This is a genomic window from Helicobacter sp. T3_23-1059 (assembly GCF_053654515.1).
Map to the genome: position 1 here is coordinate 39,153 of NZ_JBSIUV010000001.1, position 26,310 is coordinate 65,462.

Below are 26,310 nucleotides of genomic sequence, written 5' to 3' on the forward strand. Positions count from 1 at the left end.
AAGATGATTTTTTTTTAAATGGTTTTTTTTGACTTGCAAATGTGGCTTAAAAGAACCTTTGATAGAAGTGGATTGGATAAGCAGATTTTGGCATCATTGATTAAAGCAATATTCTAAACTAATATTTTGCAAAATCCTTTGGCAATAACGCAACAATAAAAAAACAAAAATTTAAGGAGAACAAATGCAAGACACGCCAGAATTTGCCCAAATGCAAACCATCTTTTTCCCGCTTATTGCTAGCGGGGTTTTTGTGCTGATGCACATTGTGATTTATTTTTTGCTCGTGCGCTCTATCTCGCATAGGCTGTGGCTATCTCGCGTATATTCGTGCATTTTGTGGGGAAATATGCTTTTTTGTATCGGCTATATGTGGATGCGCTCATTTTTAGTCGCTCCTAAATGGCTATTTTTTGTCGTTTCGATTTCGGTGGGTGTGGCGTTTTCTTTTCTTATCGCCGCGCTTATCGCGCTATGTATCAATATCACGCTTTTTATCTTGCGCAAGCCCCAGCAGCTCACTACCAAAGTCAAGCGCACGATTTTAGTCCTTTGCTTTGTGTATAGCGGATACGCGCTATATCACGGATTAGAGCAGCCTATCATTAAGCGGGCTAGTTTGGAGCTAGAGGGGCTAGAGGATTCTCTACGAGTAGCGCAAATAAGCGATGTGCATATCGGTGGGCTGATAGATACCACTCGCGCTACGCAAATCGTGCATTTGCTAAATGATGAAAATCCAGATATTATCGTTATCACGGGGGATTTTGTCGATACTAAGCTAGAAAATGCGATAGAGAGCTTAGAAATCTTTAAGGCATTGCGTGCGAAGTATGGCGTGTATTATGTGCTTGGCAATCACGAGTATTTATATGATATTGAAGCGATACTTGCTAAGCTAAAAAGCATAAATATCACTCCTCTCATCAACGAAACAATGATAATTTGGCACAAAAGCTATACCAACAAAAATCGTAAAAAACCTTTTGTTAATTTATCAGGTGTTACGGATTTGATGGGGAATCGTATGGGGATTTTTCGCCCCGATTTTCCTGCTGCATTAGCACATAGGGAGGTAGATATTCCCACGATTTTTCTAACCCACCAACCAAAAGCGATTGAATACCTAAATAAACACCAACTTGCAAGCATTGATTTTATTTTTAGCGGGCATACGCACGGCGGACAGATTTTCCCTTTTTCTCTAGCTGTGCTTGCCCAGCAACCATATCTCAAAGGACTGCACAAAATCGATGGTGGCGGATATATCTATGTAAGCGAGGGGAGCGGATTTTGGGGACCGCCTATGAGGGCTTTTAGCGATAGTGAAATCGCTGTGTTTGATTTTATCCCTCCTAAATGAGATTTTTTATGTGAGTTTTGAAGCTAAAAGATTTTTGATAAGAGGTTTTTTTGAGTTAAGGCACATATTTAGCACAATAAGATACAATGTTTGATTTTATTGTGCTATCCATTTGTCTAAATAAAATGTTTATTTGAAGTAGATTTTGTGATATATCAAAATCTAAAATCCCACAAAAAGCACCAACGCACAAAGGAAGCAAATGCAAGAATTTAGCACCGCGCCTAAAAATAGCCTAAAATCCCACACTACAAACGAAGTCAAAATCACTCACTCACTTACATTTAAAAGCGATTTTGGCGAAGTAAGCTATGATTTGTATGAGCCTGTGTTTGCGCAAAATCCACAAGTCCCCATCTATCTTGCCCAAATCGCGCACGGAATGGTGGAGCATAAGGGGCGATATGAATGGATAGCAAAAGAGCTAGCAAAAAATGGCTTTATAGTCGCAATAAGCGACCATAGAGGACACGGAGAGAGTGTAAATGGCGATAATATCACGCTAGGCTGTATGGGGGAGGATGGTTTCCAAAAATCTGCGTATGATTTGTATAAACTCACTTGCTTGCTAAAAGAGCAATATAAGCCCGATAAAGTGCTACTTTTGGGGCATTCTATGGGTTCTTTGCTATCGCGCCGTTATCTTATGCTATATGGCGATACTTTGGACGCGCTGATTTTGTCTGGCTCGCCTAGTGTGAGTGAGGGGCAAAAAGAGCTAAAATGGGGCATAAGACTTGCAAAATTATTTTGCTTTTTTAATGCGGGGCAGTTTGGTGGCAAAGTCATAACCAAAATCCTTTTTGGTGGATTTAATAAAAAATTTGCAAAGCAGGGGGACAAAACAGGGGTAGGCTGGCTATGTAGTGATGAAAAAGTGGCAGAAAAATATCGCGCTGATGAAAAATGCAATTTTCATTTTGATGCGCAGAGTTTTTTATATCTTTTTTCTGGTATGCAGGAAGTCTATGGCGCGTATCCATTCCCGCAAAAACCGCATTTGCCGATACTTTTTGTAAGCGGTAGCGATGATGCAAGCGGGGAGTTTGGGCTAGGGGTGCAAAGGGCTAGGAAGCATTTGTGCGCGCAAGGCTTTGATGATGTAGAGATTTTGTTATACAAAGGTGCTAGACACGAAGTGCTAAATGAAAATCTAAAACCACAAGTGCTAGAAGACATACTTTTATGGCTAAGCGTAAAGGGATTTTAGTTTTGCCGTGAGTTTTGCTGTGATTGTTTTTTTTTGTATAATGCGTGGTTTTTGTTTTGATTAAAATTTATCCTAAGATTTTGCAAAATTTTAGGATAAAAATTTTGGGCAACATTTATCTAAAAAAAATGATAAGGAAAAGAGAAATGACAAAATGGCAGGAATGGCAAGAAATATGTAGGATTCCAAAATGGGCAAAAATTTCTTTGGTAGTGTTTAGTGCTTTGGTGATTATGCTTTTGGCAGGCGCATTTGCTTTGCAAAAGTGGGCAGGTTCGCAAGTGGAGAGCGCGAGTCTAGTGTTTAGCAAGGTGGATAAAAATAAAAGCGCGGAGTTAGAATCTAAAATCGAATCTAGCGCAGAATCTAAAAGCGAATCTAATGCCAAATCGCAAATCTACACCCAAATCTACGCTTACGAAGCGCGGGTGCATTTTACGCGTTTAGATTTTTTGCTTCGTTCAGGCAGTATTTCGCGCATTGATTTGCAAAGCATAGTGTGGGCAAATGGTATTGATTCAAGCGCGATTAAAAGCGTTGAGACGCACAATCGCCGACTAAATTTCACCACCACGCAAAATCTTGCGTTAAATTCTGGTGCAAATCTTGGGACGATGAGTTTTAAGATGGATTTTAGTCCATTGCCAAAAGGGATTGCGAAATATTATGTTTTGATTATGATTTTTGCGAGTGTAGTGCTGTTTTTCTATAATGTTTTCAAAAATGAAATAGCTAGATTTTTAAATATGCTAAATAAAGATTCGCTCCCACAAGCACTTTGGAGTGGCTACAAAAATATCAACCCTTTGTATCGCCACACATTTTGGATAGTCTTTATCGCGTGTAATGTGGTGTTTGGGTTTCATACGATTCATTTTCTTTGGGGTAATCACGATTGGTGGGGTGTGATGTTTTATAATGATATTTGGAGTCAGGTGTATGAAGGTAGATATACTAATGGAATTATTAGTGGATTTATTCAAAGCAAACAATTACTCCCCATCCTAAATAATGCTATATCATTTGCTTTTCTTGCGTTTGCTAGCGTGTGGTTATGTATTTATCTAAATATTCAGCGCAAATTATGGATTTGGGTAAGTATCGGGCTTTTGCTTACTTTGCAACCTTTCACTTTAGCAAAAATGTATTATGCTTATCAAATCACGGGTGATTTTTTTGCCGTAGCCATAGGCTTTTTGGGCTTTATCCTAGCTAAAAAAGCAGGTGAAACTAGCCCAAATCATTTAAATAATAGTGGCGTGAGCAACTCTCTCTCTCTCTCTCTCTCTCGTAGCCGCGTAAAATCTTACGCCCTTTGCTTTTTATCTATTATCTGCATTCATTGGGGGCATTGCTAGTTTTCAATCATTTATCGATACCGCGCTTATTTTGCTTTGCGGTGGGATTATAGCCATTATCATCGAAAATAAGGGCGATTTAAAAACCGCAATTTATAAATCTCGATTCGTCATTGTTTCTATTATATTATCAGCACTTTCTTATAAAATCGTGTTTGATATTTTAAAAAAGCTAGACATAATCCAAAATTCATACAATAATCAGCTAACACCACTTGCAAAAATGCCTGAGCATATTTTGTTAGCCATAAAACTCGGCTTTGGCAATTTGGTAAATTACAATGTCGCTTTTATGCCTTTGTCTATGACGATTTTATTTGCTTTGTTTTTAGTGGCTTTTTTGGTTTTTCTTTGGCAAGCAAATTTAAACAAAAGCACAAAGTTTAGCATTATGATTTTGCTGTGCGGTGCGATTGTTGCAAGTCAAATGCACATTATGATTTCAAATTATATTATATTTGCGCCAAGAGTTGAGTATTATGGTTTAATGTTTTTGCGCGTGTTGATTGTTGCCCTTGCGTTTAAATTTTGCGTTGATTTTATCCGTGCTCAAAAAATAGCTCAAAATTTGCTTTTCATACTCTCAACTATTTTGATTTGGGTTTGCATAGTGCAGGATTTATACGCCCAAAGGGTGCAAAAACTCGCCTTTGACGCTGAAATAAAACTGCTTAACCGCGTGATTGCTAGGATAGAACAAAATGAAAATTTTAGCTATAAAAACAAATATTGTTCGATACGATTTGGAGATACCCCAAATTTTAGTGAAAGATTTTATAGCGGAAAAAGAAAGAATAATGCAGACTTGATAGAGCGTGTATTGCTTGGCTATATGAAAAGTTTTAATTTCCTTATGTTAAGTAAAGTTTTTGATGGTTGCAATTTTCATGCAGGCGACTATAATCCCGATACTATTAGAATACACAAAATAAAAGAACAAAAAATTCAACAATTCAATTCTCTCATTTCTCGCCTACACAAAGCAGGGATTTTGGATACATTAGAGCCATACCCACACAAAAATTCTGTCGTAGTATTTGGGGATATTATTGTCTTTGTGGCTAGTAAAGGCAATTTAGATGAGATTCACGCAATGGCAAAAGATATGCAAAACAATGACAAATAATGACTTCTTTTTAAATTTTTTAAGATAAATTTAATAAAATACTTTTTATTCAAAAAACCAAAAAACGCAAAATCTTAAATAAAATCTAGCTCTTTTGGTTTTTTGCTTTGCATTATGACTTTTTTGATGTCGCTTATCGCGCTTGGAGTGCCTATCATCAGCAGTTTGCATTCGCTTGTGATGACGACATCTTCATCAGGCATAGTGAAATATTTGCCATCTTTTTGGGTAACGCCTACGATAAAGACTTTTGCGATTTCGTTGAAATGTCCATCTTTTAGCTTGCGAAGCACTAGCCAGCTATATCGCGGGACAAATACTTCTTCTAAATCTAGCCCCGTGTTGTTTTTGTAGGCAAATCTCTCTAATAGATTTTGCATATCAGGGCGCAATACCATAGCACTTATGCGCTGTGCCATTAGCTTTGGTGCGGAGATGACAATATCTGAGCCTAGTTTTTGGAGCTTGTCTTGCTGCTCCTCGCTGTGTGCGCTAGAAATGATATATAGAGGCTTTCTATTTAGCTCTTGGGCAAAAAGTTTTGATGACACGATAAGCGCGATATTATCAGATAGATTTTTAGAAAATGTAACAATCCCTCGCGCAGCGGATAGATGAGTTTTTAGCATCGAGATATTGGACTGCGGGTCGCCAACGATATAGTATGGGTATCTATGTAGCATCGCTTGGGCTTCAAAATCATCGCTACTATCAACGACTACAAAAGGAATATGCGCTTCTCTAAATTGTTTGCTTAGCTCTATGGTGTATTCATTGTGATAGCATACGACATAGTGGTTTCTTAGCCTTGCGATATTGTTTATCATTTTTCGCTCCTTTAGGATTTTGGTTAGCGTGCCTGCATTTACAATCCCTACGATAAATGCCACACTAAAAGTGATAATCCCCGCCCCACATAGCATCAAAAACGCCGTAAAAAGTATCGCTAAGGGCGTGAAATTTCGCTCATTTAGCGCGCCAAATCCTGTGTTTGTAAAAGTATAAGAGGATTGAAAAAACGCCTGCACAATCGAATAATCCTCTAATAAAAAATATCCAATCGTCCCCACAAGGATAAACACTTGTATCAGCACCAAAGGCAACCTAAAGGCTTTGAATTGCTCATAAAGCTGTGGGGATAAATCTATATCGGGCTTGTTTGAGTTGCCCCATTTGATAAGTTTTTTGATTCTATTTAGCAAGCTAGAATCCTCGCTTTATTTATTTGTCCTGTTTGTGTGAAGCGTCATTTTTGTGTTTTTATGGATTTAGTTTTTAGGGTTTTATATGAAGTGTGGATAAATTTTGTTTATTTAAAAATTGTTTGCTAGATTTTGGCTTGGAATCCACATAGCCCTAAAATAGGATTTATATGGATTTCAAGCAAGTAGATAAACTTTTTAAGATTTTTCATTTTGGCTATTTTTGCTAGATTTTGCCATTTGCTTACGCAAAAAGCACAATGGATTTAGAAAATCTTAGAATCTAAAAAGTTAGATTCTAAGCGTTGTGCTTTCTCATCGTGCGAAGCGTAGAGGCTGCCACTCGCAATCTTAGGCTTGTGCCATCATCTAGCTTTATGCGGATACTTCGTAGATTTGGCAAGCTACGCTTTTTTGTTTTGTTGTTTGCGTGGCTTACATTATTTCCTACCATTGGTCCTTTTCCTGTAAAAAAACATTTTCGTGCCATTTATGCTCCTTTTTATTGTAGATTTTGCGTTTGTTTGGTGGGTTTTGGATTTTGCCAAATGCCATTTATGCTATTCAAACAACGCATACAAAGAAGCGCATTTTAGCAAATTTTTTTTACATTCGCGCTTAAACACGCTTTAATAAAGCAAAAATCTAAATAGTGTTTTGGCTACTTTTTAGCTACAATGCTTTTTTGAAAGCGATTTGTTTTATATTTTGCTTGCATTTTGCTTTTTGTATTTTATGTCCAAATTTGTATTCAACATTTTTGCATATTTGCATAAAAAGTAAGCAAGATTAAAAGATTAAAAGGTGTCTAGCAAAAAGATGATTTTATATATTCATATTCCATTTTGTGAGAGTAAATGTGGGTATTGTGCATTTAGCTCGGTAGTGCTAAAGCCAAACGATTTAGCGAGATTAAAAAAACAATACATAGACGCGCTGATTTTGGATATTTCTTATTCATTGCGAGCGTATCGGCAATATCTAGCGCAAAAATCTAGCAAATCGCATAAGGATTTTTTTAGCATTTTTAGCAGTGTAGATTCTCAAATGCTAGATTTTGGTGATTTTGTCTATGAGGGAGAATCTAGCCGCGTTGTTTTGGATTCTATCTATATCGGTGGAGGCACGCCAAATACGCTAAATGAAAGCGATTATGAGAGAATCTTTGGAGTGATTTTTGATAATGCGAGTTTGAGTAAAAACGCCCAAATCACTATCGAGGCAAATCCAAACTTGCTAAATAAACATTGGTGTAAATCCCTGCGCTCTTTTGGTGTGAATCGCATCAGTATGGGGGTGCAAAGTTTTGATAATAAAAAATTAAAATTTTTAGAGAGAGCGCATACTAGCAAGGATATTTTCAAGGCTTTGGAGTTAGCTAGCATTTTCAGAGATTCTAGCATTGATTTAATCTATGGTACGCCACTAGATTCTAAATCTTTGCTAAAAAGCGAGGTGGCAGAGGCTATGAGATTGCCTATTTCGCATATTTCAGCTTATTGTCTTATGCAAGAAAATGGCGCAAAAAATGCGACAAAATATGCCAAACTAGAATCTAAAATGAAAGATTCTAGTCCAAATCTAGCCCAAAATCAATCCAAAAACCCTGCGCTAGAATCTATGAAGCTAGATTCTAGGGATTTTGATTTTTGTGGTGATGATGGGCTAAAATCTAGTCAAATGGGCGAAATCGTGCGAAATGAGCTAGCAAAATATAATTTTTGTCAATATGAAGCTTCTAGTTTTGCAAAAAATATCGCAGGGCAAATCAGCACCAAAAGCGCGCATAATCTTAGCTATTGGCGTGGGGAAGAATACCTTGCTTGTGGGCTTTTGGCAGTGGGTAGGGTAGGGCAGTGCCGATATAGCGGGGAGGATACTTTATCTAGCTATATTGCTTCGCCTTTATCCAAACAATGCGAGTGGCTAAGCGTGGAGGATTTGGCATTTGAGCGGGTATTTTTGGGGCTTAGGAGTGAGGTTGGGATTTTGCTAAGTATTGGTTTGGAGAAGCAGATTTTAAAGGCTTTGGAGGCAAAATCTAGTCGCATAAATCCTTTTTTGCTAAAAAACAATGCAAACAATCAGCAAAATCTGCAATGTCAAAAAATAATCCCAAATGATAAATTAGAGCAAGATATAACAAACGCGCTAGAAAATCTTATCAACCCTAAGCGAATTGCCATTCTAATAAATGAGGAAAAATGCGACTTAAAAGGGCAAAATCTAATTGCTAGTGATTATTTTTTAGCCGATGAAATCGCGCTATATATCACAAGTCATTAAGGGATATTTTTTATAAACTTTGCTATAATTTTGTTTTATTTGCAAATAAACGCAGAGCCAAAATCTAGCAAAGACGCAAAATCTACGCAAAAGCGCATTGCAAGAAAATATTTGTAAGCAAATGCAAAAACTTGCACTACAAAAACTGCAAAAAAGGAGTTACAATGAGATTTTCTACCAATAGTTACCCTAGCCACAATATCCCGCTAAGCACAGATACGCACGCAAATACACGCACTTCAAGTCCTAGCAAACACTTTTTTTACAATATATGTTTATTTCAAAAGCCGTTGTTTTTTTGCGCGTTGTTTTTATCGCTATTGTTTCAAGGCTGTAAAGATAGCAATATCACTATGGCTACGGCTGCGGAGTTTAGACCTTTTGAGTATGTCGAAAACAGCGAAATAAAAGGCATAGATATTGACATAGCAAAAGAAATCGCTAAACGGCTAGACAAAAAATTAGAAATCAAAAATATGAAGTTTGATTCTGTCATATCTGCGGTAAATAGCGGTGTTGTGGATATTGCTATTAGTAGTATTACGATAAATTCTGTGCGAGAAAAAATCATAGATTTTAGCGCACCATATTATGAGGCTAGCCAAATGGTGGTAATCAAAAACAATGATCCTCGCTTTGTGAATGTTAGCTCCAAAGAAGAGTTGCTAGATAAAATCAACTCCATAAAAGGGCTAAAAATCGCCGTAGCTGTAAGCACGACAGGCTCTTCTTATGTGATGGGGGATAAGGAGTTAGGATTTAGCGGGTTTGATAATGCTACACCAAAAGCCTACACAAATAGCACGCTAGCACTAAAAGCACTCATTTACAATCAAGCAGATATTATGATAATCGATGAAATGCCCGCCACTATGCTTACAAGGGCAAATCCTACCACTAGCCTTTTGCCTTTTAGACTTACTGAAGAGTATTATGGCATAGCGATAAACAAGCAAAAATCAAAGCTAAAAGAATCTATCCAAAAAACCCTAGATGAAATGAAAAAAGACGGGACGCTAGAGGCAATCATTAGCAAGTATTTATAATTTTTTGGCGTTTTTTGGGATTTTTTGGAGTTAGATTTTGGTATTTTGCAACATAAAATCTTAAAAAATCAACACCCAAAAATCCAAAAAAATCCAAAATCAACAATACAAAAATGTTGTTTGCAAATATTTGCAAACCTGCAAAAAGGGCGTAAATGCGTGAGATTGTGCTAGTGAATTCTAAGCCATTTAAAGACATAAAGACGCTTGTGGTAAATGAAATCATATATTTTCCTTTGCATAACGCCCTAATCGAAGCGCGTATAAATCCATCAAACCCCGATATAGAGGCATTGATTTTCACTTCCAAGCACGCAATCAAATCCCTTGCAAAAGAGATAGATTCTCGCCCGCAGATGAGTAGATTTTATCAAATCCCTAGCTTTGTCATCGGCGCAGGAAGCGCACAAAGCCTGCAACAATACAATTTCAACCTTGAATATGTCTCGCCAGATTCTCACGGGGAAGTTTTTGCAAATGAGCTAATCCAAAAACTAAAGGGCAAAAACGCGCTATATATCCGCGCAAAAAAAATCGTCTCGCGCCTAGATGAGAGGCTAAATGACGCAAAAGTCTCTCTCAAACAAGTCATCGCCTATGAAAATAAAACAAAGATTTTGCCACAAAATCTAAAGCCAGCACCTCGCTCGATTTTGATATTTACAGCCCCTAGCAATTATTATTCATTTGTGCAAAATTTTGGGTGGGATGGTAGCTATGTGGCAGTGGCTATTGGAATGACGACTTTTGGCGTGCTAGCAAAGGAAAGCACGCGCTATGTCGCACCGAAGCAAAATATTGAAAGTTGCGTGGAGTTTGCAAAAGGGCTAGCACAAATTTTTCCATAAATTTGACTAAAAATCTTTGCAATAAATCAAAATCTAAATAGCGCAAAAATAGTGCAAATTTTATAAACGGCGTTTGATAAACGCTACAAAAACACCGCAAAATCTATAAAAAACTAAAAAGCCAACATTTCTAAAATCTAAAAAATCCAAAGAGGCAAAATGGCACAAATCTATGTCGCAGGTATCCATACAGACGCTGGGAAAACTCACTTTAGCGCGGCTTTTTGCTATGCTTTTAGCAAGTATAGCTATTTCAAACTTATCCAAGCAGGCGAGCCAACGGACACTTTGCGCGTAAAAGAAATATTAGATTTTGCATTTGATTTTGAAGTAGATTTTGGCAAGAAAGATTTTAGTAAAACAGATTTTAGTAAAAAAGATTTTAGGGCGCGGGATTTTGATGATTTTGACACAACGAATTTTAAGGATTTTGCTAAAGTGGATTCTACATTGCAAAACGCAAAAATGCAAGACACAAAAGATTTTATACTTGCTAATAATCAAACAAAACTACATAAAGAGGGCATAAAGCTAGCCACCCCCGCTTCCCCACATATCGCAAAAATGCGTGAAAATCTGCAATATAATGGATTAGAAATCCCCCTGCCACATTTAAGCGAAAATCCACACTGCATTATCGAGCTAGCAGGGGGGGTATATACGCCACTTGATGAAAAGCATTGTATGATTGATTTTATGCGGGAAAATCCCCGTGAGTGCGTGCTTGTGGGGAGGTATTATTTGGGGTGCATAAATCATATTTTGCTAAGTTTGGAAGCTCTTAAAAACGCTAATATAAACGCGTTATGTGTCGTAATGAGCGGGAAAAAACACTTAGCAAAAACTAGAAATATCCCAGAATCTAAAACGCTCTCAAATCCCACAAAATGCCAAACAAAAAACACAAAATCTATCCAATCTAAAATATCGCAAAATCCACAAAACATAAGTGATAATGATTTGATAGATGATTTTGTGGCGAAATACGCAGGCGTGCCTATCGTGCATTTGCCCTCTTTTGAGAATCCAAAAGATTTTATTTTTTGTGCCAAAACGCTAAAAAGTGAAATGCTACAAAAAATAGATTTTAGGTTTTAGGTTTGCAAAATCTAGGGAAAAGATTTTGTTTATTTAGCGTTTTTGGTTTGGGAATAAAAACTTTTAAAATTATCTAGGCGTTAAAAAGCGATATTCTAAAAACGCTTTTCCATAGCTTGTATGCGTGGGTTTTACGCCATCTTTGTTATCGCGATTGTTTTGCTCCATATACACGCCTACTAGCCCCAAATGCAAACCCTTATAAATATTCCAATTCGCCCCGAGCGCGATTTGGAGCTGCTCTCCTCCTAAGATTCTAGCTTCGTTGCCTTTAGAATATCGCGCCGTTAGATTAAACGCCACAGGGTCGTATTTAAACGCCACAAATCCCCACGCAGAATCTGTATTTGCTTGAAACATATTTGTTTGATGAGTGCCATTATGCCAGCCACCCGCTGCGATTATGTTGTATAAAAATGGCGTTTCATCTTCCGCTTCAAAAAGATATAGATTCCCACCCATATGTGCTTGGAGGAAGTCATTTGCACCCGTGCGGGCATAACCAGCACCGATTTTGTATCCTAGTCTTCCGCGCTCATAAGCTATGTTTGGCTGAATGGTTAGCAAGTAAGTATTGCCTAGCTTTCTATCCTCATTTATAGAGCCGAGTGCCCAGCCTTTGCGTTGTGAAGAGAGGTAATTGCCGTGCGCTAAAATCTGCAACGAAAAAGGCGAGCTACCAAACCTAAAATCTTGTGAAATCTTGCCTCCAAGCATATAGAAAAAATCAGTAAGATAGTAGGCATAAATATCCCCCAAACGATACTCTCCAACTCCTAGCTTTGCCCCTAGCACAAGCTCATTTCCACCATAATAAAGCTCTTTAAACTCCACAAAATTGCTTGTTTCCTCTCGACTTGAGTGGGCGTATTCGTTTATCCACGCGCCATAGATTTCGCCGTATTTAAAATCATAGGCGATATGTGCGCCCTGCATATGCTCTCCTACCCAATCAACAATCGCATCAAACCTCCCTGCTTGAATGCTAAAACCACGATACTCATAGCGCAAAAATGCGTTGTTATTGTTCCAATCATTGCCGACTTCATCGCCTAAATGATTGCCGATGTATTCGTGGGCATTGTGCCTCAAAGCACCGCCTAGAAGCGAAGTCGCTCCCCAAATCCCTATGGTAGCGTTTAGCAAATGGTCGTTTTTGGCATAAAAATCATAAGAGAGATTTGCGCTAAAATGAAGCGTGAGATAAGAATCCCTCTCTTTGCCTAGTATGGAGGATTTGCCAAATGTGCCTATGTGTCCATAAAGCTGTGTGCGGTTTAGGATTTGGGTGATTATGGGGTGGCGTGGTTGTGTATTTTGTTGGAGTTGATTTTGTGTGATTGCACTTTGTGTGGCTTGTGTGGCGAGTGAGTCGTTTTCTAAATCATTTGAGTTTTTATCGTTAGAATCTAGCGAAGTCGTAGAATTTGTAGAATTTGTAGAAGTGTAGTTTGCGCTAGATTTTGCATTAGATTGTGGGACAGAATCTATGCTAGATTGCGAGCTAGAATCTAGTAAATTTGCATTTAGGCTAAAATGGCTTAAAGCTAAACATACGAACACACGCGGTATCAAAGCGAAGTTTTTAGCAGACATTTTTTATTTCCTTAATGTTACAAAAATATTACAAAATCCATTTTCGTTTTAGCATAAGATTTAGCACAATGTGAAAATGTTTATGAGTAATATTAGCGTTTTTATTTTAAATAAATGATAAAGATTATGATAAAAGTTAGTCATTTTTCGCGCTTATTTGAAAATAAATGCTAAAATCTACAACGCTTTTTTAGCTTTTTTGTTTAATGAAAACTAGCACAAAATCTAGCAAATGACATTTACTGACTAATAAGGAGCAACGATGACATATACGCTTGAAAATATCACCAATACATTAGAAATATGCGAGACTTGCACGCTAGATAAATGCAAGCCAAACCATTGCTACAAAATCTCTTCTATACATTTTCCAAGCAGCGCTATCAAAGAGAGGCTTGCTTCTTTTGGTGTCGTGCGCGGTGCGCTATGCACGATGCTATGTATCGCTCCCAATAAATCCACGCTATCCATACAAGTAAATCAAACCCTAGTCGCCCTGCGCGAAGAAGAAGCAAGACTAATTTGCGTAGAGCCTATTAGCTAGACATTATGCCCTTAACGCGCATTGCAACATTTGCATAAAACCTGCTAAAAAAACTTTAAAAAAGAGCAAAAATGTCATCACAACCAAAATCTAGCAAGCAACCAAAATCCAAAAAAACCCAAAAAAGCAAAGCAAAAAAACCAAATCCAAAATCTATCGCCACGATAAAATCTCGCTTTTTAGAGCATTATCCAAACGCAAAAACCGAGCTAGTTTATAAAAATGTATATGAACTTTTGGTATGCGTGATGCTCTCTGCCCAATGCACTGATAAACGCGTAAATATCGTAACCCCCGCACTTTTTGCCCGCTATCCAAATCCAAACGAGCTATCAGATGCAGACATAAACGAACTAAAAGAGTTAATAAAATCTGTTTCGTTTTTTAACAACAAAGCTACAAATCTAATCAAAATGGCAAAACAAGTGATGGGCGATTTTGGTGGGGAAATCCCAAGCACGCAAGAGGAGCTAAAATCCCTAGCAGGCGTAGGGCAAAAAACTGCCAATGTCGTGCTGATAGAAAGCAGGCAAGCAAATGTGATGGCAGTGGATACGCATTGTTTTCGCGTGGCACATAGACTAGGGCTAAGCCACGCAAAAAGCGCGATAGAAACAGAAGCGGATTTGACAAAGATTTTTAAGGACAATCTAGCCACGCTTCATCAAGCATTTGTGCTATTTGGGAGATATATTTGCAAAGCGATAAAACCGCTGTGTCAGCAGTGCTTTTTGCAAGAATTTTGCCTAAGCAAGAGCAACTTTAAGCCCGCATAAAATCTGCATAAAATCTAAATCATTTATTTCCAAAATGCAAGCCAACACATAGCCAAAATATACGCATAAAAGGCACAAATATTGCTAGATTTTGCATAATATTGTGTAATAGTGCTATAATACTTCATTTTGTATAGCTAAAGCCAATATTTATCACGCACTAGGCTAGCAAATGTGGCTTGTAGCATAGAAACACATAGCAAGGACGATACGCAATGGAAATCATAAAAGAGAGCTTTTTTGAAGTGATTAAAAACTCTATTGGAGTTTCCCCTGAAGAATCCATAATCCCCGTAAAGAGAGGGTTTTTAGCCTCGATAGATACTTTTAGCAAAGAGCGCGAACTAGAAGTATATCTCGTGTTTAACAAGCAATTTTTGCATACAATGTGTGAGAATTTTTTGGGCGAGGAAAATCCTAGTTTGGAGGCATTAGAAGATATGGCAAAAGAGCTTGCAAATCTCGTGGTAGGACACGCCAAAGTCATCGCACAATCCAAAAACCATAATTTTACTATTTCCACACCTCAATATCTTGGTGTGCGCGTGATAAAAAACTATAATCACGGCTTGCATTTTCGGCTAGATGGCGGGGGGCATTGCAGTATTTTCATAAGAAATAAAGACTAGATTTTAGCCAATACCAACACAAACACTAGGGGCAAAAATGGCAAAAGAGCAAAAATCTATCCTTGACAAAAAGCGCACTCACACTCCAGAGGAAATCGAGCTTGCGACATACCTTGAAGAGATGATGGAGGATTATGAGGGTTTGCTTGATATGGGGGTGGTTTTTACAGCGGATTTAGGCTCTACCAAAATCCCACTTGCTGAAATACTCAAATTTGAAAAAGGCTCAATCATTGATTTGCAAAAGCCAGCGGGGGAGAGTATCGATGTGTTTGTAAATGGCAGAATCGTAGGCAAAGGCGAAGTGATGGTATATGAGCGAAGCCTAGCCATTCGCTTAAATGAAATCTTAGATTCTAATGCGATAATTTATTATATCGCTCGCACAAATCCTTATGAATAGGGATTTAGATAGTAGCGATTTAGCGCAAAACCTAGCACAAAATCAACAATAACACAAAGGGAAAAAATGCTACTTAGCCTACCGCCAATCCTAAAAAAAAGCTTAAAAAAAGGCTTACAGCAAAATCTAAAACGATTGATTGCATTAGCTTTATTTTTGCCCTGCTTTGTGCTTGCTTCACTAGAATCCAAAAATCCCTCATCACATTCACAAAACCCCTCAAAAAACCCATCACAACATATTTCAAATGTCAAACAAATCCAATCTTTCCCAGATTCTAGCCAAGATAGGCTTGATGTGTTGCTTTTGCTAGATTCTAGCTTTAGGGGGGAGGTAGGCAGTGCGACTATCGCAGATGAGCGACTTAGCGTGATTTCTAGCGTGGGGCTAGGCTCTAAATGGAGCAAGACATTTGCAGATTCCCCCATTTCTAAGCTAGAGATTATCCCGCATAATAATAACCTCTACATAAACGCCAAAGGACGCAAACGCTACTACCTAAAGCCAAGTATTTCTAAAGATAAAAGCACGCTTAGGCTTAGCTTTTATGCGGCTGATTCTGCGATGCTAGATTCTTTGCTATCTACGCCTACCACGCTAAAAGCCTCGCCGATAGAAGAAGTGTTTAGCGATATAAAAAACATTTCTACAAAATTAGCCAACAAAGAAAATCCATTTGCCTACACTGCGGAAAATACCGCTTCTCAAAAAACAGATATAAGCCTAGATTCTGCCTTGCAACCAAAGCCAAATCCCCAAAATACTCAAAATGCCAAAAACGCGCAAAATGATAGTCTTTTTGATTGGGGTGCGATAGCACAGGGCGCAGAGTTTAATGCCAGCGATTACGCGCTATATCTAGCCGTATTTGCTTGCGTGATTGCGCTTTTGTTGTTTTTGCGCTACATTATCCGCAGGGGTGGCTCTGCAAATGCCTCGCTAAAAGTCGTATCCCAAAGCCAAATCGATAGCAAAAACAAAGTCGTAATCTTTGAAACAAAAGATTATTTTTATATGGTGCTTTTGGGCGAGAAAAATAATATTTTGATTGACAAAATCCCACGCGGTGGCACAAAACCGCTAACCGTTGGTTCTGTGCTAGATTCACTAGGAGAGCCAAAAAATCCTACTAGGCTAAAAACTCAGCCCATTTCAAAGCCCGCTACTAAGACGCCTTTGTCCGCGCAAACTGCCACAAAACAGCCTATGGCTAGGACGCAAGTTGCCACTCCTAAAGCCTTTCCTCCCAAACCATCTCCGTTAGAATCTTTGCCCATTGGCAATGAAAATTCGTTTAATCAAGATTTTTGGGACGCCCTAAAAAGTGGCAAAAGATAAAAGCAAAAAAAGATAGAAAAATGGCAAACGATAAAAGGCAACATAAAACTACCAAATAAGAATAAATGAGAATCGATTATGAGACAAGCAAATGCCCTTAGCGTAGAATATAACACCCAAGATAGATTTTGGTTATCTTTTCTTTTGTCTGTGATTTTGCACATAGCCATAGTGGCTATACTATGGTTTGTCAATGAGCAACTAAAAAAGCCCAAACTCCACAAAGTCGAGCTAGATAATATTTTGTTTCTAAAAAGAGGCGATAGTTTTGATAAAAATGATGATACTCCCGGCACGCCTCCGCCATCGATTGCAAGTCCAGAGAGTGCCCCTCCCACGCCACCAAGCGCAAGCCCAAATATGCAAGAGCATAACTTCAAAGAGCAACGACAAAGCAAAAGAGTCCCCCTGCCAAATGAAAAACAAGAATCCAAAAAAACTTACCAATCCCTAAACCAGCCAAACAAACCCCCAGCGCAATCCTCAAAAGGTAGAGATAGAATCACTTCGCGCGCGATTAGCGAGCTATATGGACGAGAATGGGGGGATTTAGGTAGTGTGGAGAAAGATTTTGTAACAAACAATTTACGCGAAATCGCTCGCATAACCCAAAGCTATTTAGAATATCCTCAAGCAGCGGGCTACTTAGGACAGCAGGGCGAAAATGCCGTAGAATTTTACCTGCTACCAAATGGCGATATACAGGGGCTTAAATTGCTTCGTAGCTCTAAATTCAAATTGCTTGATGAAAATTCTACAAAAACCATTCGCATAGCATTCAAAGACTACCCGCGCCCGCAAAAACCAACACTAATTCGTTTTCATATCACTTATCGATTGCATTAGATTGCAAGATTTTGTGTTTTTCACATTATCATTGCGACAACGCATAAAGCCACAAATAAGGAAAATGTATGCATCTCACACTTACAAATCCACTTGATATGCACTTGCATTTGCGTGATGGAGCGATGTTAAAATCTGTTCTTGGATTTAGCGCGAGTGAGTTTGTGGGAGCTGTGATAATGCCAAATCTAAATCCCCCCATAGATAGCCTAAAATCCGCGATTTTTTATAAAAAGCGGATTTTAGACGCGCTAGAATCACTAGCTAAAAATCCTAACACCTCGCAAGATTTATGCAAATCTTTTCAAAATTTTTCCCCACTTTTAGCCCTATATATCACGCAAAATCTTAGCCCAAATGAGCTAGAAAAATGCGCAAAAAATACCGATAAAAAGGGCAATAAAGCAGAATTTAGGATTTTAAAACTTTATCCAAAAGGTGCGACTACGGGGAGTGAGAGGGGCGTAAAATCTATTTTAAGCAAACAAATGCTAGATATTTTTAGCGTGGCACAGGATTTTGGATTTATCCTTTGTATCCACGGGGAGAGCGCAGGAGAGGCATTGGAGCGCGAATATGAGTTTGGAGAGATTTTTGCCTATATTGCTTCGCATTTTCCTAGATTAAAAATCATCATTGAGCATCTTAGCGATCATCGTTCATTGCCACTTTTAGATGAGTTTAGCAATATTTTTGCGACACTCACTATGCACCATATCACGCTAGATATAAACGCGCTTTTGGGAGGCACTTTGCAGCCTCATTATTTTTGCAAACCTGTGCTAAAGCGCGTAGTCGATAGAGAGGCTTTAGCACGCTACGCGCTAAGCGCAAATCCTAAAGTTAGCTTTGGCTCTGATTCTGCCCCGCATAGTTTGCAAGCCAAACTCACGCAAGGCGCAGCGGGGATTTTTAGCGCACCAAATCTTTTGGCACAATTAGCAGAATTTTTTGATTCTCGCAACGCGCTAAAAAACTTGCAAGCATTTGTGAGCGACAATGCGATGAAAATCTATGGGCTAGAATCACATTTTACGCATTTGCCACGCAAATGTATCACGCTAGAGAGGGCAAAATCTGCTATCCCAAACGCGGTGCGTATAAGTGAAAGCATAAGCGAGAGAGTAAATGATAATGTGGATTTTGATAGCAAAGATTTTTTGCAAGATTTTGCAAAAGATTGCGTGATACCATTTCGCGCAGGGGAGCAAATCAAATGGCAAGTCCGCAAAATCAAAATCCAAAATCCTAAAATCTAAACAAGTCAAAATCTAACAAGGCACGCGAATGAAAGATAATGTGTTTGCAAAAAACCTCTCTATCTTAAGTCAAATAGACCCCGCACTTTTTTACGCGCTTACAAACTGCAAGCCAAACGAAAAATATGAAGTGTTTATGGATAGCGACCCTGCAAATTATAATATCATCGACAAGGGGGAGAATACGCCCAAAAATATCCCCGATAACGCTACTCCAAATAACAAAACCAAAAATAACCAAAATCTAGCCCAAAATCTAAAAGTGTTTGCTAAAAATCAAAATGACAAAATCAACCAACATCTACATTCCCAAAACCAAACTCCGCAAAATCTAATCTCTAAAATCCCAACGCCAATGTATCTCTCCAAACCCATAGATGAAATAATGCAAAAAAATACCGACTTAGTGGGGTATTCTTACTACCCATTTTTGTATATGTATGGACTTGGCAATGGCGTGCTTTTAAAGCTACTTTTTAATGAGCAACGACAGCGCATAGTTGTTTTTGAGCCAGAATTAGAGATTATTTTTATCGTGCTAAATTTGCTTGATTTTTCAAGCGAGTTGCAAGCACAAAAGCTAGTGATTATCCACTCTCCGCAGGTAAATTATATTCGTATAGATTCCCTTTTTGATAGCAACAAATACGCTAGAATCTTTGTCAAAACTTATGATTTGTTGCTATCTTGCAACTATTATGAAAAATATCAAGATGATATTTTGCGTATCAATGGCTATTTTATCAAAGCCATAGAGCAAGCCGTAGTAAGCGTAGGAAATGATGCGCAAGATTCTCTCATAGGCATTTTGCACCATATTATCAACTTGCCAGATTCTTTGCGCTCGCCAAATGTCGATGAGCTATATCGCGCGCTAAAGGGTAGGGACACTGCTATTATCATTTCCACAGGACCTAGCTTGCATAAGCAACTTCCTTTGCTAAAATCTATCGCACCTTATGCGACATTGCTTTGTATCGATGCGAGCTTCCCCATACTGCATAAACACGGAATCAAACCAGATATTGTCATAAGCCTAGAGCGCGTGAAAGAGAGTGCAAAATTTTACACAGATACGCCAAAGGAAGCGCAAGAGGGCGTGATTTTTTGCCTTACTTCTATCGTGCATAATGACACCAAAAACGCCATAACAAAGGGAGTAAAACAATTTAGTTTCCGTCCGTTTGGTTATACAAGCCTTTTTGGATTCCACGAATATGGCTATCTAGGCATAGGAATGAGTGCTGCAAATATGGCGTATGAAATCGCAATGTGTGCGAAGTTTAAGCGATGTGTGTTTATCGGGCAGGATTTGGCTTTTGGACAAGATGGACGGACACATTCACAAGATGCAATCTATGGCACAAAAGAAAAACAATACAAACAACAGGGCATAATGATACCCAAATACGGCGGTGGAGGCGAGGTAGAAACTAGCAAAGTTTGGAAGCTATTTTTGCATTTTTTTGAAAAAGACATAGCCCGCACAAAAGAAATGGAAGTGATAAATTCCACAGAGGGTGGAGCGCGTATAAATGGCACAAAAGAGATTCCTTTTGCTAAAGTCTGCGAGATGATAAAATCTAATTCCACCCCAAAATCTGCGATAAATTTAGCAACCCCAAGTCAAAAAATGAGCGAAAAAAATATCATTTTGGCTTACAAAAAATGCCTAGACATCATCAAATATGGCAAAAATCAAAAAAAGAAAATCGAAGCTGTGTTTTTGCGGTTGGTAAAAGAGCTAGAGAGGGTAGAAAATCTAAACAAAAAAGGGCAGTTAGAAAAAATAGATTTTGATAAGCTAGGCAAGATAAGCGAACAAATCGAGGGGATAAAATCCCTATTTAGCGAGGTAAAATTTACCAACTATTTTTTAGACGCCATTCAGTCTTATATATTTCATCAAGAGCTAGACATAGCAAAAGTAGTCGCCACATACACAAAAGACGAAGAGGGGTTAAAAGCAAAGCAACTAGAGTGGCTTTATTATCATAAATATTGGCTTTTTTCGCTAGCAGGCGGGATAGAATGTGTGATAGAATCTGTGAAGCGTGGGCTAGGGCAGTGGCAAAAAAGCGATTTAGCAATCATTCAAAACGCAGGAGTGAAAACGCTAGATTTACCTAGCGATTAGCCTTATAGTCCGCCTTAGATTGGATTTATAATTAACTTTTAGCCTTAATAAAGTAGCTTTAAGTTATGATACACACGATGAAAAACAAGTATATCACCACACAATAAAAAAACTTTGCAAGAATTTAAGAGGCTAAGAGAATCAAACACAAGAGAGATTTAAAAAAAGATTCTTAAATATGTTTCTACTTCGCTTACACTCTTAACTTTGCAAGAAGTCTTGATATTGAAGCTGTTAAAATTGCAAAATTAAGCAACATTTCTCGTCAAAGTGTCAATAATCAATCAAATCCGCATTTTAATCGCCAAAGAATGTGAGAAAACTTCTAAAATGCAAGGCGAAATTGAAGTTGATGAAAGCAACCTTTTGATATAGATTTTGGGTGCTAAAAGAGTGAGAGGCAAAAGAGGCAGGGGAGCAGGTAAAAAAACACCCGTATTTGGTATGCTAAAACGAAATAATTGTGTTTATACTCAAATTGTAAAACATTGCTCTGCAGATGAGCTGTTGCCTATAATAAGGGATTTAAGCAATATGAATGAAACAGAATTTTATAGTGATTGTTGGGGGGCTTATGATGGATTAGTAGATTTCGGTGCAAAGGCACATTATCGAGTCAAACACTCAAAAAATGAGTTTGCTTTAGGTAGAAAGCACATAAATGGTATTGAAAATGTTTTTGCTTCGCTAATGCTTGCAACTGCAAGCAAAAGTGGCTATGCAAAGCATAGATTAGCTAAATTAAAGGAATCAAAAAAGAGAATTTTTTGCTTCATTTAAAAGAAACAGAATTTAGGTATAATACTCAAATTAAACAGCAAGATTTGTATAAAATCTTGGCACAAAAATGATAAAAAATCAATCGCTTAAGTTGTCTTGAGTCTTGCTTAAATTCTGTATTATAGGCAAAAGTTCATCTGCAGAGCAATGCTTTACAATTTGAGTATAAACACAATTATTTCGTTTTCACATACCTTTTGCTTGCAGTTGCAAGCAAAATAAAGCAAAAAATACAGAAGTTTTTTTGCCAGCTACTCGCCCTCTTTTGCCTCTTACTATTTTAGCACCCAAAATCTATAATCAAAAGATTGCTTTCATCAACTTCAATTTCGCCTTGCATTTTAGAAGTTTTCTCACATTCTTTGGCGATTAAAATGCGGATTTGCTTAAAGATTTTATTGACACTTTGACGAGAAATGTTGCTTAATTTTGACATTTTAGAAGCCTCAATATCAAGACTTCTTACAAAAGTTAAGAACATAAGCGAAGTAGAAACATATTTAAGAATCTTTTTTTAAATCTATCTTGTTTTTGATTCTCTTAGCCTCTTAAATTCTTGCAAAGGTTTTTATGTGTAGCAATATACTTGTTTTTCATCGGCGCAATCGAAACAATCATAACTTAAGACTCCTTTATGTGGGATTAAGTTGGATTGAGCCAAAAAAAAATCAAAAAGCCTAGCAATGACAATCAAAACAAGTTACTATGATTTTTGCATAAATTAAACTTTTTTTTATGATAGTTTTGCTAAAATCGTGGCTTTTATCTTTTAAAAAAACTTAACAAAAAGGTAGTCAAATGAAAAAAGGTATCCACCCAGAGTATGTCCCCTGCAAAGTAACTTGCGTAACAAGCGGTAAGCAAATCGAAGTGCTAAGCACAAAGCCTGAAATCCGCATAGATATTTCTAGCTTTTGCCACCCTTTCTATACAGGAAGTGATAAAATCGCCGACACCACAGGGCGAGTAGAAAAATTCCGCCAAAAATACAATATGAAATAGCGTTTGTGATATTTGATTAAAGCTAGATTTTAGTGCTTAGATTTATCCCCACTCCGTTAGGGAATCTAAAAGACATTACCCTTAGGAGTTTAGAGCATTTAGCCACTGCGCAAGTTATCTTGTGTGAAGATACGCGAGTGGCAAAAAGCCTCCTAAAGAATCTTTTTGAGAGATTTGAGAGGGATTCTCGCTTGCTTTGTGAGATTTTTTGTGGCACGCTAGATTCTAGCGATTCTCCCCCTACGCTAAATCCTAATTCAAAACGATTTATTTCCCTGCATTCTCATAACCAAAAAGATTTCATCTCCACACTTACGCCAGATTTTTTTGCTAAAGAAGTAGCGTATATAAGCGATGCAGGTATGCCTAGTATCTGCGATCCTGGGGCATTGCTTATCCAATATATGCAAGAGCATAATTTGTGCTATGATGTGCTTGTGGGTGGCTGTGCGCTAAGCGTGGCGTTTTGTTTTAGTGGATTTGCGTTTCAGGGGTTTGTTTTTGGTGGATTTTTGCCACACAAGCCAAAAGAGCGAGCGCACAAACTCCAAGAATGTGCCAACGCAACAATGCCAATTATTTGGTATGAATCCCCGCATAGAATCTTAGATACGCTAAATGACATAGCTAGGATTTTGCCTGCTACACGAGTGTTTGCCATAAAAGAGATTAGCAAAATCTATCAACGGCATTTTTTAGGAAGCGCAGATGAGATTTTATCTATGCTTAGTAAAAATACCACAAAGCAAAAATCTACCAAAAATTATGATGATAAAATCTTGCAGGGCGAATGGGTGGTTATTTTAGAGCCTAGCCAAAATCCAAGCGAGTATTTAAAACTAAGTCAAAATGATATTATCGCCCTAGAGATACCCCCCAAAATCAAAGCTAAAATGCTTTCAAGCCTCACGGGCAAAGACACCAAAGAAATCTACTCAAATCTCATAAAAAAGCAAAATCTTAAAAACAAAATCTAAAAATACGCAAAAAGCAAAACACAATAAAACGCAAAACGAAAAATAAAAGGAACATTTAAAATGCCAACGACAAATCCCGCAACTAGCAAAGAAAACACCAAAGAATCCACAAAAAAAGCCACCCAAAAAACTATCAAAACAATTATCAAAAAATCTAGCCCATATTTTAATAAAGATTTTGCCAAAAATGATTCTACCCACAAAAAAAATAGCCAAACAAAAATTAGCAAAAAAAATGCTAGCCAAAATCATTTTAACCAAAATGATTTTAAAAAAGACGATTCTAGCCAAAAAGATTCTAGCCACCCTAGAGAATCCCTTATCATTTATGGCAAGCAGATTTTGCTTTTTGCCATTGCCCATCACGCTGATAAAATCGAGCAAATCTATCTTTCAAAAGAAGTCGATAAAGCAATGTTTGCCAAACTAAAATCTACTCATAAACCTATCATAAAAATCGACAACAAAAAAGCCCAAGCTCTAGCGCGTGGTGGGAATCATCAGGGATTTTTAGCTAGTATTTATCCACCACGCATTCTTAGCCTAAAACAAATCAAAGCCTTTGATAAAATCCTTGTGCTTTGTGGGCTAAATGATATGGGAAATATCGGCTCGATTTTTCGTAGTGGCTATGCTTTAGGCGTAGATGGGATTATATTAGCGGATAATTTTTTAGATATAGATGATAAAAAAAACGCAACAAAAAATGCTCAAAAATTATCCACCATTTTGCGCTCTTCAGCTGGCGCGGCACTTAGTATGCCTTTTTGCATAGTCTCTAGCGCGCTTAGTATCATAAATGAGCTAAAAGAGGCTGGATTTGCTATCTATGGTAGTGGAACAAAAGGCGAAAACATCACAAACGCACAACATTTAGCAAATAACAAATGGGCGTTATTTCTTGGTGGTGAAGCAAGTGGATTATGCGGAAAAATAACAAAAAAATTTGATAAAATTCTAAGCATAAAAATGCACCGTAGTTTTGACTCGCTAAATGTAAGCGTAGCAGCGGGAATTCTTATATCATATTTACTACATTAAAAGGAGTTAGAATGGATAACAATATCCAAAAACTACAACAAATAGGACTTAAAGAAATTTCTAAGCAGACAAGGATTTCAAACTCTCGCTTAAAAGATATTTTTGAGCAGAATTTTTCAAATTTTAAGCGCGTTCATTTGGTGGGATTTTTGCAGATTTTAGAGCGCGAATATAAGTTGGATTTATCAAGCGTGTTGCAAGCCTATGATAATTTCCACGAAAATGGCGGGATACAATATAGCACTGACAACACGCAAGAATCACAATATGACACCCAAAATCTCACAAATACTTCTACCTCGCAAACACCACGACAAGCACCGCACTCCACACAAGAATCTAACACCAAACAAACAAGCCAAAAAGAGCCTAACATAGATACTTCTTTTGATTTTGGAGTAGGTGCTAGCGAGTCTAAAGCACAGCAAGAAACTCCCAAAAAAGAGATTCCACAAATTGATTTGCGACTTAGCATTGATGAGCCACAAAAGCAAGATGAAAAAGAAAGTCAAGAGCCAAAATCTAGCAAACTAGAATCTAGCGAGTCAAAAAAGCCAAAATCTCAAAAATCCAAAAAAACAATCCAAAATGAAGTAAGTTTTGATACGCAAAAAAGGCGATATGATAGCATTGACACACGCAAGAAAGAAGCCATTTCTAAGCAAAGATTTTACCTTACGATTGTTTGCACGATTATTGCGGTGCTGATATATCTTATTTACCAAAATCTATCTAGCAAAAATGAGGCAAAAAACGAATCAAATTATGATTTTGGGCTACCAGAAGACATCACTAAGCCAAACTATAATGAACAATCACAAAGCCAAGAGGGCGATATGATACAAAGCGAGGGAATGCAAGAAATAAAAGAAGAAAACCCAAGCGATACGCAAACTAGCGAGCAAAATATAGAATCTAACACGCAAGATAGCAACGCCCAACAAAATCTTGTAAATGATATATCCACACAAAGCCAGCTCCAATCCTTGCAACCCACACAATCCACGACAAACGCGCAATCTCAAGCTCCACAAATCGCGGGTAAAATGGTAATCAAAGCTGAAAATATGCTATGGTTTGATATTGTGGATTTGGATACTAATAGACGCAAATATCAAGGCGTTACAAGCGATACTTATTCCATTGACAAAGATGATAATCACAAATGGTTACTTGCATTTGGACATAGTAACTTTAGCCTAAGTATGAATGGCGCAGTTGTCGAAGTCCCAAGACTTGATATTCCGCTGTATTTTATCTATGAGCCAGGAAGCGGTTTTAGACGCATAGATAATGTAACTTATAAACGACTATCTGATCAAGCAAGATAGTTTTGATACATAGATTTTTATAGCGTTTTTAGCCCAAATCCACAAAATCTAGCAAAATCTTATTTATGAGTTATAAGATTTTGCTTTTAGATTTTGGTAAATGCTAAGACGCCT

General features: G+C 37.7%; 23 protein-coding genes and 3 pseudogenes. 22 read left to right on the forward strand and 4 right to left on the reverse strand.

Going from position 1 to position 26,310, the window contains the following annotated elements:
- The first annotated feature begins 184 nt into the window (after positions 1 to 184).
- From ACWIX0_RS00200 to ACWIX0_RS00215, 4 genes are all read left to right on the forward strand, one after another.
- Positions 185 to 1,363 (forward strand): metallophosphoesterase, encoded by a 1,179-nt coding sequence (locus ACWIX0_RS00200; RefSeq protein WP_454170902.1) that lies wholly within the window; start codon positions 185 to 187, stop codon positions 1,361 to 1,363.
- 202 nt (positions 1,364 to 1,565) lie between these two features.
- Positions 1,566 to 2,573 carry an alpha/beta fold hydrolase gene (locus tag ACWIX0_RS00205; protein WP_454170903.1) on the forward strand — a complete coding sequence of 336 codons (1,008 nt, stop codon included), beginning with the start codon at positions 1,566 to 1,568 and terminating at the stop codon, positions 2,571 to 2,573.
- 146 nt (positions 2,574 to 2,719) lie between these two features.
- On the forward strand, positions 2,720 to 3,931 hold the full coding sequence (locus tag ACWIX0_RS00210; protein ID WP_454170905.1) for a glucosyltransferase domain-containing protein: 1,212 nt from the start codon (positions 2,720 to 2,722) through the stop codon (positions 3,929 to 3,931).
- A 31-nt stretch (positions 3,932 to 3,962) separates the two neighbouring features.
- On the forward strand, positions 3,963 to 5,057 hold the full coding sequence (locus tag ACWIX0_RS00215; RefSeq protein ID WP_454170907.1) for a hypothetical protein: 1,095 nt from the start codon (positions 3,963 to 3,965) through the stop codon (positions 5,055 to 5,057).
- A 74-nt stretch (positions 5,058 to 5,131) separates the two neighbouring features.
- Here ACWIX0_RS00215 and ACWIX0_RS00220 read toward each other — a convergent pair whose 3' ends face one another.
- Both ACWIX0_RS00220 and rpmB read right to left on the reverse strand, forming a co-directional pair.
- Positions 5,132 to 6,259 carry a potassium channel family protein gene (locus tag ACWIX0_RS00220; RefSeq protein WP_454170909.1) on the reverse strand — a complete coding sequence of 376 codons (1,128 nt, stop codon included), beginning with the start codon at positions 6,257 to 6,259 and terminating at the stop codon, positions 5,132 to 5,134.
- 298 nt (positions 6,260 to 6,557) lie between these two features.
- Positions 6,558 to 6,749, reverse strand: a complete 192-nt coding sequence (gene rpmB / locus ACWIX0_RS00225; protein WP_454170911.1) for a 50S ribosomal protein L28 — start codon at positions 6,747 to 6,749, stop codon at positions 6,558 to 6,560.
- A gap of 329 nt (positions 6,750 to 7,078) precedes the next feature.
- Here rpmB and hemW point away from each other — a divergent pair, with 329 nt between their 5' ends.
- From hemW to bioD, 5 genes and pseudogenes are all read left to right on the forward strand, one after another.
- Complete coding sequence (hemW, locus tag ACWIX0_RS00230) at positions 7,079 to 8,545, forward strand: radical SAM family heme chaperone HemW (protein ID WP_454170913.1); 1,467 nt, start codon at positions 7,079 to 7,081, stop codon at positions 8,543 to 8,545.
- Between the two features lie 164 nt (positions 8,546 to 8,709).
- Positions 8,710 to 9,591, forward strand: a complete 882-nt coding sequence (locus ACWIX0_RS00235; RefSeq protein ID WP_454170915.1) for an ABC transporter substrate-binding protein — start codon at positions 8,710 to 8,712, stop codon at positions 9,589 to 9,591.
- Positions 9,592 to 9,746: 155 nt separating this feature from the next.
- Positions 9,747 to 10,439 carry a uroporphyrinogen-III synthase gene (locus ACWIX0_RS00240; RefSeq protein WP_454170917.1) on the forward strand — a complete coding sequence of 231 codons (693 nt, stop codon included), beginning with the start codon at positions 9,747 to 9,749 and terminating at the stop codon, positions 10,437 to 10,439.
- Between the two features lie 159 nt (positions 10,440 to 10,598).
- Positions 10,599 to 10,787: pseudogene (locus tag ACWIX0_RS00245) on the forward strand (AAA family ATPase); the annotation flags it as partial.
- Positions 10,788 to 10,913: 126 nt separating this feature from the next.
- Positions 10,914 to 11,537 (forward strand): annotated as a pseudogene (gene bioD, locus ACWIX0_RS00250) (ATP-dependent dethiobiotin synthetase BioD); the annotation flags it as partial.
- A gap of 69 nt (positions 11,538 to 11,606) precedes the next feature.
- Here the strand turns inward: bioD and ACWIX0_RS00255 are convergent.
- Positions 11,607 to 13,133 (reverse strand): hypothetical protein, encoded by a 1,527-nt coding sequence (locus ACWIX0_RS00255; RefSeq protein WP_454170919.1) that lies wholly within the window; start codon positions 13,131 to 13,133, stop codon positions 11,607 to 11,609.
- A 262-nt stretch (positions 13,134 to 13,395) separates the two neighbouring features.
- Between ACWIX0_RS00255 and ACWIX0_RS00260 the strand changes: the two genes are divergently transcribed.
- From ACWIX0_RS00260 to ACWIX0_RS00300, 9 genes and pseudogenes are all read left to right on the forward strand, one after another.
- A complete protein-coding gene (locus tag ACWIX0_RS00260) occupies positions 13,396 to 13,677 on the forward strand; it encodes a FeoA family protein (RefSeq protein ID WP_454170921.1) in 282 nt (93 codons plus the stop codon).
- Between the two features lie 71 nt (positions 13,678 to 13,748).
- On the forward strand, positions 13,749 to 14,453 hold the full coding sequence (gene nth / locus ACWIX0_RS00265) for an endonuclease III (RefSeq protein WP_454170923.1): 705 nt from the start codon (positions 13,749 to 13,751) through the stop codon (positions 14,451 to 14,453).
- A gap of 215 nt (positions 14,454 to 14,668) precedes the next feature.
- The gene (locus tag ACWIX0_RS00270; RefSeq protein WP_454170925.1) at positions 14,669 to 15,082 is read left to right on the forward strand and encodes a chemotaxis protein CheX; all 414 of its coding nucleotides are present in this window, start codon (positions 14,669 to 14,671) and stop codon (positions 15,080 to 15,082) included.
- A 37-nt stretch (positions 15,083 to 15,119) separates the two neighbouring features.
- On the forward strand, positions 15,120 to 15,485 hold the full coding sequence (fliN, locus tag ACWIX0_RS00275; RefSeq protein WP_454170927.1) for a flagellar motor switch protein FliN: 366 nt from the start codon (positions 15,120 to 15,122) through the stop codon (positions 15,483 to 15,485).
- A gap of 66 nt (positions 15,486 to 15,551) precedes the next feature.
- Positions 15,552 to 16,823, forward strand: a complete 1,272-nt coding sequence (locus tag ACWIX0_RS00280; protein WP_454170929.1) for a hypothetical protein — start codon at positions 15,552 to 15,554, stop codon at positions 16,821 to 16,823.
- A gap of 78 nt (positions 16,824 to 16,901) precedes the next feature.
- The gene (locus tag ACWIX0_RS00285) at positions 16,902 to 17,669 is read left to right on the forward strand and encodes an energy transducer TonB (protein WP_454170931.1); all 768 of its coding nucleotides are present in this window, start codon (positions 16,902 to 16,904) and stop codon (positions 17,667 to 17,669) included.
- A gap of 68 nt (positions 17,670 to 17,737) precedes the next feature.
- Complete coding sequence (gene pyrC / locus ACWIX0_RS00290; protein WP_454170932.1) at positions 17,738 to 18,928, forward strand: dihydroorotase; 1,191 nt, start codon at positions 17,738 to 17,740, stop codon at positions 18,926 to 18,928.
- Between the two features lie 28 nt (positions 18,929 to 18,956).
- Positions 18,957 to 21,065 (forward strand): motility associated factor glycosyltransferase family protein, encoded by a 2,109-nt coding sequence (locus ACWIX0_RS00295; protein ID WP_454170934.1) that lies wholly within the window; start codon positions 18,957 to 18,959, stop codon positions 21,063 to 21,065.
- Between the two features lie 176 nt (positions 21,066 to 21,241).
- Positions 21,242 to 21,945: pseudogene (locus ACWIX0_RS00300) on the forward strand (IS1595 family transposase).
- 180 nt (positions 21,946 to 22,125) lie between these two features.
- Here the strand turns inward: ACWIX0_RS00300 and ACWIX0_RS00305 are convergent.
- Entirely contained in the window at positions 22,126 to 22,281 is a 156-nt protein-coding gene (locus ACWIX0_RS00305) for a hypothetical protein (protein ID WP_454170935.1), read from the reverse strand.
- Between the two features lie 362 nt (positions 22,282 to 22,643).
- On the opposite strand from ACWIX0_RS00305, the gene rpmE reads away from it, so the two are divergent.
- The 4 genes from rpmE to ACWIX0_RS00325 all read left to right on the forward strand — a co-directional run bounded on the left by rpmE (position 22,644) and on the right by ACWIX0_RS00325 (position 26,196).
- Positions 22,644 to 22,847 carry a 50S ribosomal protein L31 gene (gene rpmE / locus ACWIX0_RS00310; protein WP_023928028.1) on the forward strand — a complete coding sequence of 68 codons (204 nt, stop codon included), beginning with the start codon at positions 22,644 to 22,646 and terminating at the stop codon, positions 22,845 to 22,847.
- 32 nt (positions 22,848 to 22,879) lie between these two features.
- Positions 22,880 to 23,824, forward strand: coding sequence for a 16S rRNA (cytidine(1402)-2'-O)-methyltransferase (gene rsmI / locus ACWIX0_RS00315; RefSeq protein ID WP_454170937.1), 945 nt, complete (start codon positions 22,880 to 22,882; stop codon positions 23,822 to 23,824).
- Positions 23,825 to 24,145: 321 nt separating this feature from the next.
- Entirely contained in the window at positions 24,146 to 24,865 is a 720-nt protein-coding gene (rlmB, locus tag ACWIX0_RS00320; protein ID WP_454171064.1) for a 23S rRNA (guanosine(2251)-2'-O)-methyltransferase RlmB, read from the forward strand.
- A gap of 11 nt (positions 24,866 to 24,876) precedes the next feature.
- Positions 24,877 to 26,196 (forward strand): hypothetical protein, encoded by a 1,320-nt coding sequence (locus ACWIX0_RS00325; protein ID WP_454170939.1) that lies wholly within the window; start codon positions 24,877 to 24,879, stop codon positions 26,194 to 26,196.
- Positions 26,197 to 26,310 lie beyond the last annotated feature (114 nt).

Coding starts and splice junctions, on each gene's coding strand:
- fliN (WP_454170927.1), top strand. CDS start 15,120: ATGGCAAAAGAGCAAAAATCTATCCTTGACAAAAAGCGCACTCACACT.
- ACWIX0_RS00235 (WP_454170915.1), top strand. CDS start 8,710: ATGAGATTTTCTACCAATAGTTACCCTAGCCACAATATCCCGCTAAGC.
- nth (WP_454170923.1), top strand. CDS start 13,749: ATGTCATCACAACCAAAATCTAGCAAGCAACCAAAATCCAAAAAAACC.
- ACWIX0_RS00325 (WP_454170939.1), top strand. CDS start 24,877: ATGGATAACAATATCCAAAAACTACAACAAATAGGACTTAAAGAAATT.
- ACWIX0_RS00255 (WP_454170919.1), bottom strand. CDS start 13,133: ATGTCTGCTAAAAACTTCGCTTTGATACCGCGTGTGTTCGTATGTTTA.
- rpmE (WP_023928028.1), top strand. CDS start 22,644: ATGAAAAAAGGTATCCACCCAGAGTATGTCCCCTGCAAAGTAACTTGC.
- ACWIX0_RS00295 (WP_454170934.1), top strand. CDS start 18,957: ATGAAAGATAATGTGTTTGCAAAAAACCTCTCTATCTTAAGTCAAATA.
- ACWIX0_RS00210 (WP_454170905.1), top strand. CDS start 2,720: ATGACAAAATGGCAGGAATGGCAAGAAATATGTAGGATTCCAAAATGG.
- ACWIX0_RS00280 (WP_454170929.1), top strand. CDS start 15,552: ATGCTACTTAGCCTACCGCCAATCCTAAAAAAAAGCTTAAAAAAAGGC.
- ACWIX0_RS00205 (WP_454170903.1), top strand. CDS start 1,566: ATGCAAGAATTTAGCACCGCGCCTAAAAATAGCCTAAAATCCCACACT.
- rpmB (WP_454170911.1), bottom strand. CDS start 6,749: ATGGCACGAAAATGTTTTTTTACAGGAAAAGGACCAATGGTAGGAAAT.
- ACWIX0_RS00305 (WP_454170935.1), bottom strand. CDS start 22,281: ATGTCAAAATTAAGCAACATTTCTCGTCAAAGTGTCAATAAAATCTTT.
- ACWIX0_RS00240 (WP_454170917.1), top strand. CDS start 9,747: ATGCGTGAGATTGTGCTAGTGAATTCTAAGCCATTTAAAGACATAAAG.
- ACWIX0_RS00200 (WP_454170902.1), top strand. CDS start 185: ATGCAAGACACGCCAGAATTTGCCCAAATGCAAACCATCTTTTTCCCG.
- ACWIX0_RS00260 (WP_454170921.1), top strand. CDS start 13,396: ATGACATATACGCTTGAAAATATCACCAATACATTAGAAATATGCGAG.
- hemW (WP_454170913.1), top strand. CDS start 7,079: ATGATTTTATATATTCATATTCCATTTTGTGAGAGTAAATGTGGGTAT.
- pyrC (WP_454170932.1), top strand. CDS start 17,738: ATGCATCTCACACTTACAAATCCACTTGATATGCACTTGCATTTGCGT.
- ACWIX0_RS00285 (WP_454170931.1), top strand. CDS start 16,902: ATGAGACAAGCAAATGCCCTTAGCGTAGAATATAACACCCAAGATAGA.
- ACWIX0_RS00270 (WP_454170925.1), top strand. CDS start 14,669: ATGGAAATCATAAAAGAGAGCTTTTTTGAAGTGATTAAAAACTCTATT.